Source organism: Alienimonas sp. DA493 (assembly GCF_043951915.1).
Taxonomy (GTDB): domain Bacteria; phylum Planctomycetota; class Planctomycetia; order Planctomycetales; family Planctomycetaceae; genus Alienimonas.
Genome location: NZ_JBINJD010000216.1, coordinates 1 through 7,120 on the forward strand (window position 1 = coordinate 1; position 7,120 = coordinate 7,120).

Below are 7,120 nucleotides of genomic sequence, written 5' to 3' on the forward strand. Positions count from 1 at the left end.
CCGCGGCTCGTTTCGTGGACCGTCTTTGAGGGGACGCCGGCCTTTCGCTTTCGCCGACGCCGCGGCACACTCCGGCGGCCCCGGATCGCGCCGCCGACGGGGTTCACGCCCCCGCTCGCCCTCTGAGAGCCGATGTCCGACCCGCTGCGGGTGACCGTCTGGAACGAGTTCCGCCACGAGCGCGAACGGGACGACGTGAAGGCCGTCTATCCGGACGGCATCCACGCCGCCCTCGCCGAAGGCCTCGCCGCCCCGGACCTGAAAATCCGCACGGCCACCCTCGACGAGCCGGAGCACGGCCTGACCGAGGCGCTCCTCGACGAGACCGACGTCCTTACCTGGTGGGGCCACATGGCCCACAAGGAGGTGGAGGACGAAATCGTCACCCGCGTGCAGGAGCGCGTGCTCGCCGGCATGGGCCTGGTCGTGCTGCACAGCGGGCACGAGGCGAAGATTTTTCAGCGGCTCATGGGGACGACCTGTTCGCTGCTCTGGCGGGAAGCCGGGGAGCGGGAACTGCTGTGGAACCTCGCCCCGCACCACCCCGTCACCGCGGGGATCGGCGACTGCATCGACCTGCCGCACGCGGAGATGTACGGCGAACGCTTCGACGTTCCGGAGCCGGAGACGCTGCTGTTCGTCAGCTGGTTCGCCGGCGGCAACGTCTTCCGCAGCGGGGCGACCTGGACCCGCGGCAACGGCCGAATCGTCTACTTCCGCCCCGGCCACGAGACCTACCCGATGTACCGCAACGAACAGATCCTGCGGGTGATCGGCAACGCCGTCCGCTGGACCGCCCCGCGGGCCGAGCCGGGCCTGCCGAAGTCCAAGAACGACGCCCCCCGCGTGGAGATCCCGGGCTACGAACAGCCCGCGGAATACCGCACCCAGGACTGACGCTCCTCGCTTGCCGACTCAGGGGGCTGTCGCCCCCCGCTCGCCTCCGTCCGCTTCCCTCCACCTTTCACCTGTCATCGTGAACCCTCTCCGCGTCGGCGTCATCGGCCTCGGGATCGGCCGCAAGCATATTGAAGGCTACCGCACCCATCCGGGCTGCGAGGTGGTCGCCCTGTGCGATCTGGACGAACACCGGCTGTCGGACCTCTCCGACGAGTTCCGCATCGCCGGCAAGTACCGCGACACGAAGGCGATGTACGCGGAGGCGAATCTGGACGTCGTCTCCGTCTGCACGCCCAACAGCCTGCACCGCCCGCTGGCCGAGGAGGCCTTCGCCGCCGGTTGCCACGTGCTCTGCGAAAAGCCGATCGCCACCACCGCCGCCGACGGCGAGGCGATGCTCGCCGCCGCCGAGAAGGCCGGCAAACGGCTGGGCATCAACTTTTCGTTTCGTTTCACCGCCCAGGCGGCGGCCCTCAAGGCGCGGGTGGACGCCGGCGATCTGGGCGACGTTTATTACGGCCGCACCGTCTGGACCCGCCGCCGCGGCGTGCCCGGCTGGGGCGGCTGGTTCGGGCAGAAGAAGCTCGCCGGCGGCGGCCCGCTGATCGACCTCGGCGTGCATCGCCTCGATCTGGCCCTGTGGCTGATGGGCTATCCGGAGCCGGAGTGGGTCATGGGCCAGGCCTGGAACGCCCTCACCGGCGACGCCGTCGCCGATAGCGGCAACAAGTTCGACGTGGAGGATTTCGCCGCCGGCACGATCCGCTTCAAAACCGGCCAGATGTTGAGCCTCGAAGCGAGTTGGGCCGCCAACCAGCGGCAGAACGAACGCATGGAGACCCGCCTGTTCGGCACCCGCGGCGGGCTGGTGCACGAGAACGTCGGCGAGGGCTACGACTTCCGCGCCGAACTGACCTGCGAACGCGACGGCGCCCTCTGGGACGACCAGTTGCACGAACCGGCACCCGTCCCGCACCCGAGCATGTGGGAGTTCGTCGAGGCGATCCGCGAGGACAAACCGCACCCCGCCGACGGCCGCGAGGGCCTGACGGTGCAATACCTCCTCGACGCCCTCTATCAAAGCGCCGCCAGCGGCGAGCCGGTGCGGATCGGCGGGTGACTCGGTGCCGGAGCCGTCGCCGCACCGCGAACTCAAACCCGGCGCCGTCGCCGCGTGCTTCGGCGGGCCGTTGGGCGTGATCACGCTGCCGGCCGGGGTCCTCGCCGTGCAGTTCCTCACGGCGACCGGACCGCTGCGGCTCGACGCCGAGGCGCGGCTGACCGCCTTTGCCGTGCTGACGCTCGTCGGGTTCGGGCTCGGCATCCCCGTCGGCTTCGCCGGGGCCGCGGTCGCCCGGCGGGTTCGCCGCCGTCGGCACGCGGAGTGGTCGGAGGACCGCACGGCGTTCGTCGGGGCGTACCTGGCGGGGATTCTGTCGTCGCTCTGCTGCTGCCCGGTTCTCGGGTTCGGGTGAGCGTTCCCGGGCTGAGCGTGCGGGAACGCCCCCGTGGGGCCGAGCGGGGGGGCCGGTAGGGTTTCCGCACCCCGTCCGCCCGGAGCCGCCCGATGTCCACCCGCCGCCGCTTCCTGCAAACCGGCCTCGCCGCGTCCGCGACGCTCTCCGCCGCCGCGTCGCTCTCCCCCCGGCTGTTCGCCGCCGGGCAGGACACGAAAAAGCTCGGCTACGCCCTGGTCGGGCTCGGTCGGCTCAGCACGGGACAGCTCGCTCCGGCCCTCCAGAAGACGGAGCACGCCAAGCTCGCCGCGGTCGTCTCCGGCACGCCGAGCAAGCGGGAGGAATGGCGGAAGAAGTACGACCTCGGCGACCACGTCTACAGCTACGAAGAATACGACCAGCTGGCCGACGACGACGCGGTGGACGTCATCTACATCGTCCTGCCGAACGGCCTGCACGCCGAATACACGATCCGCGGGGCGGAGACCGGCAAGCACGTCTTCTGCGAAAAGCCGATGGCGAATACCGCCGAAGAGTGCCGCCAGATGATCGCCGCCTGCGAGAAGGCCGGCGTGAAGCTGGGCATCGGCTACCGCTGCCAGTTCGAGCCGCACCACCTGCGGGCGATCGAGGCGGTCCGCAGCGGCGAGATCGGCGAGTTGCGGGGACTCGGGGCCGGGTTCGGCTTCACGATGCCGGCCGACGCCGACCCCGATCAGAAGCTGCACTGGCGATTGGACAGATCGCTCGCCGGCGGCGGGCCGCTGATGGACGTGGGCATCTACGCCCTGCAGTTCTGCCGTTACATCACCGGCCGGGAGCCGGTCGCCGTCACCGCGCAGACGACGCTGACGGACCCGGTGAAGTTCCGGCAGGTGGAGGAAACGCTCGGCTGGACGATGACGTTCCCCTCCGTGCTCGGCGACGATCTGCCCGAACCCCTGCGGGCTCAGGTCACGGCGAGCTGCGTCACGACCTACAACTTCAGCGGCTTCAATCAGGGCGAAGCGTTCGGCCCCGACGGCTCCGTGCTGCTCAAGCCGGCCTACAGCTACACGGGCCTGAAGGGCTTCGTAAAGGGCGAGCCGATGAACCTCGACACCCCCGACCAGTTCGCGGTCGAGATCGACGCCTTCAGCCAGAGCGTGAAGAACGGCACGCCCTTCAAATGCCCCGGCGAGGAGGGCCTCCGCGACCTGCTGGCGATCGAGGCGATCTACAAAGCCGCCGAGACGGGTCGCCGCACCGAGGTGGCGAAGGTTTGAGCCGCGCCCGTCACGCGGAGGCCCCGCGGGGCCTCCGCGTCAGGAAGAGGCAAAGACCTTGACGGAACGTCGAACCCGCCCCACACTCCCCCCGTGACCTTCGTCCGCCTTCCGCTCGCCCTCCTGCTACTCGCCCCCGCGGCGGGTCCGGGACGCGTGTGAAGTACGGCCAGCGCCGTCACACTCTCAACCCCGGGGCCGCTCGCCCCGGGGTTTTTTCGTGGACTCGTCCCCGGGGTCGGACCCTCGCCCTTCATCGCTCAGGGGGCTCACGCCCCCCGCCCGCCCGACAGAACCCATGTCTGACCGACCCGACGACCGCGTCGTCATTTTCGATACCACGCTGCGCGACGGGGAGCAATCCCCCGGCTGCAGCATGAACACCGACGAGAAGCTGCGCGTCGCCGAGGCCCTGTGCGACCTCGGGGTGGACGTGATCGAGGCCGGCTTCCCGGTCGCCAGCCCGGGGGACTTCGACGCCGTCAGCAAGATCGCCGAACGCTACGGCGACCGGGCCACGATCTGCGGACTGGCCCGCTGTCGGGAGGGGGACATCGACGCCGCCGCGGACGCCGTCACCAAGGGCGAACGCGGCCGGGTCCACGTGTTCCTGGCCACCAGCGCCATCCACCGCGAGCACAAGCTGCGGATGAGCACGGAGCAGATCGTCGAGCGGGCCGTCGCCAGCGTGCAGCGGGCCAAGGAACGGGTCGACGACGTCGAGTTCAGCCCGGAGGACGCCTACCGCACCGAACGCGATTTCCTCTGCGAGGTCGTGGAGAAGGCGATCGACGCCGGCGCCACCACGGTGAACATCCCCGACACCGTCGGCTACGCCACGCCGCAGCAGTACTTCGACGTCATTCGGATGCTCAAGGAGAGCGTCCCGAACATCGACCGGGCGATCATTTCCACCCACTGCCACGACGACCTCGGGATGGCCGTGGCGAATACGCTGGCCGGCCTGGAGGCCGGCGCCCGGCAGGTGGAATGCACGATCAACGGCATCGGCGAACGGGCCGGGAACGCGGCGCTGGAGGAGATCGTCATGGCGCTGAAAACCCGCAGCGACCACTACGGCCTGAGCACCGGCGTCGTCACCCGCAAGCTCTCGCCGGTCAGCCGGTTGGTCGGCGCCGTCACGGGGCAGGGCGTGCCGCGGAACAAGGCGGTGGTGGGCCGCAACGCCTTCGCCCACGCCAGCGGCATCCACCAGGACGGCATGCTGAAGAACCCGGCGACCTACGAAATCATGCGGCCGGAGGACGTCGGCTTCATCGGCACCGACCTCGTTTTGGGAAAGCACAGCGGCCGGGCCGCCGTGAAGGCCCGGCTGACGGAGTTGGGCTTCACGCCGGACGACGCGACCTTCGCGGAGGTGTTCGACCGCTTCATCGAACTGGCCGACCGCAAAAAGGAGGTCTTCGACGCCGACCTGGCCGCGTTGATGGAGGCCAAGCTGTCCGGCGCCGGCACGAACCGGGAGCGGTGGAGCATCAAATCCCTGCACACCTCCAGCGGTACGACCGGCGTGCCGACCGCGACCCTGGAGTTGATCGAAGCCCCCTTGGAAGAGGGCGGCGAGGAGAAGATCCACCGCGACGCCGCCATCGGCGACGGGCCGATCGACGCCTGCTACAACGCGCTGGAGCGGATCATCGGCATCGAGGGCCGATTGGACGACTTCGTGGTGAAGAGCGTGACCCGCGGCAAGGACGCGCTGGGGCAGGTGGACGTTCGCCTGTACGCCGGCGGCCGGGACCGCCACGGCCGCGGGGTGTCCACGGACATCATCGAAGCCGGCGCCCGGGCGTTCCTGCAGGCCCTCAACCGGGCCGACGCCGACCGCCGCGCCGGGGCGTGACAGGTCGTACCAGCCTGGAACGCAAGCTCCGGCCGTGCGTCCTTGAACGTCGGGGAACGCACCGCCGACGCTTGCGCGTCGGGCTGGTATTCGCGTCGACTTACCGCAGCGCCCGCCGGTCGACGGGCGGCTGGGCGAGGTGCTTTTCGATCAGGCGAAGGTTCTTGCGGTTCGCCTTGAAGACGACGTCGAAGGCGTCGCCGAGACCCGGCACGGCGCCGCCGGCGAGGTCGACGCCGGCGTTGCCGAGCATGCGGACCAGCGTCCGCTTCGGCACGCCCAACCGGCGGCCCTGCACGATGATCCACACCGCCAGCGTGCCGGTAATCGCGTCGCCGGCGCCGGGGATCAGGCCGATCACGCTGTCCCAGCCGATCGGGTAGCCGACGCCGGGGATGCGCAGCGAGTTGTCGAGGAAGTCCGCCACCGCCCGGACCCGCCGCAGCCGGGCCTCTTCGCCCGGCGGCAAACCCGGCGGGCAGGGGTGCCGACCCTCCGGCGTGCCGGTCGCCTGAACGCGCCGGCCGCGGGCGTCGATCAGTTCCCCCCGTCGCGGCTCTCCGACGTCGATGGTCGTGTCGGGCCGCCGCAGGCGGCGGAAGAGGGCCACGGCGGCGATCAGCAGGATCGCGGCCGCCAGCCCGGCAATTGTCCACCACCCCCCGGGCAGCGGGACGGACGGCAGAGACGGGGGGGCGAGCCAGTCGGGCATGCGGGCATTCTATTCCCTTCGGCCACGCGAATGCGGCTTTGCCGAACTCGCCATTGACCAACCCGAAGCGTCGGCGAGGAAACCGCCGGTCGTCGCCCTCGCTGACGCTTCGGGTTGGTGCGGAAGCCTTCCCATTTCCCTTTCGACAGAGGCCCCGGCCCTTATTGGCGATGCCAGATCACCGTGCCGCCGAGTTCCTTGTATTCAATGTGGAATTCCTTGCCGTTGTATTTGTAGTTGTGTCGGGTGAAGGGCTGTCCCTGCTTCCCGAGGAGCAGTTGGTTCCCGTCGAGATACATGCGGGACTGATCGGTTTGGCGCTGGGTGTACTCGTTCCCGTTTGCGTCGTAGGTGTAGATGATCCGCGAAGACGACAGATTGCCCTGCTCGTCGATATGGGTGGTGTCCTGCATGCGGAAATTATTCGTCCCGCTCACGGTGAAGTCGGCGTACCACTCGCCGGCCACCTCTTTGAACGAACGAATCGGGCGAAATTCCGCGGCGGGCGCCGGGGCGTCGTTTTCCGCCATGGGGGGATCGTTCCCGGCCGCGGGCGGATCGGCGGCCGCGGGGTCGGCGAGTTCGGGATTCTCCGCGGACGCGATGGCGAACTGCTTCCGGGCTTCGTCCTCAAGACCCAACGCCCGCAGCGAGACGCCGTAATGGTAGTGGAGGTACGGGTCGCTCGTGTCGATCGCCAGCGCCTCGCGGTACCGCTTCACCGCGGCCTGATCGTCGCCGAGGCGGTGGTGCGACAGGCCGGCGTAATAGCGGCTGCCGGAGTGTTCGGGCATCAGTTCGATCGCCTTCTCGAGCGACGCCAGGGCGGCGGCGTGGTCGCCGGTCTCCTGCAGGGCGTCGCCGAGGTAGAAGTGAAACATCCCCTCCTCGGGGTCCGCGGCGGCGGCCTTGCGGAAGGCCG

Annotated in this window: 7 protein-coding genes; 5 read left to right on the forward strand and 2 right to left on the reverse strand. The window is 69.6% G+C overall.

Annotated features, from left to right (window positions below):
* Positions 1–132 precede the first annotated feature (132 nt).
* The 5 genes from ACG2DA_RS20850 to ACG2DA_RS20870 all read left to right on the forward strand — a co-directional run bounded on the left by ACG2DA_RS20850 (position 133) and on the right by ACG2DA_RS20870 (position 5,486).
* Positions 133–897, forward strand: a complete 765-nt coding sequence (locus tag ACG2DA_RS20850; RefSeq protein WP_395258378.1) for a ThuA domain-containing protein — start codon at positions 133–135, stop codon at positions 895–897.
* A 79-nt stretch (positions 898–976) separates the two neighbouring features.
* A complete protein-coding gene (locus ACG2DA_RS20855; protein ID WP_395258380.1) occupies positions 977–2,020 on the forward strand; it encodes a Gfo/Idh/MocA family protein in 1,044 nt (347 codons plus the stop codon).
* Between the two features lie 4 nt (positions 2,021–2,024).
* Complete coding sequence (locus ACG2DA_RS20860; protein WP_395258382.1) at positions 2,025–2,375, forward strand: hypothetical protein; 351 nt, start codon at positions 2,025–2,027, stop codon at positions 2,373–2,375.
* A gap of 92 nt (positions 2,376–2,467) precedes the next feature.
* Entirely contained in the window at positions 2,468–3,622 is a 1,155-nt protein-coding gene (locus ACG2DA_RS20865) for a Gfo/Idh/MocA family protein (protein WP_395258383.1), read from the forward strand.
* 298 nt (positions 3,623–3,920) lie between these two features.
* Positions 3,921–5,486, forward strand: coding sequence for a 2-isopropylmalate synthase (locus ACG2DA_RS20870; RefSeq protein ID WP_395258385.1), 1,566 nt, complete (start codon positions 3,921–3,923; stop codon positions 5,484–5,486).
* Positions 5,487–5,586: 100 nt separating this feature from the next.
* Here the strand turns inward: ACG2DA_RS20870 and ACG2DA_RS20875 are convergent, their stop codons facing one another.
* Both ACG2DA_RS20875 and ACG2DA_RS20880 read right to left on the reverse strand, forming a co-directional pair.
* Positions 5,587–6,198: a DUF4112 domain-containing protein gene (locus tag ACG2DA_RS20875; protein ID WP_395258386.1), complete on the reverse strand. Its 612-nt coding sequence runs from the start codon at positions 6,196–6,198 to the stop codon at positions 5,587–5,589.
* Positions 6,199–6,359: 161 nt separating this feature from the next.
* Positions 6,360–7,120, reverse strand: a 761-nt coding sequence (locus ACG2DA_RS20880) for a tetratricopeptide repeat protein (protein ID WP_395258388.1), incomplete at its 5' end; no start/stop codon positions are given.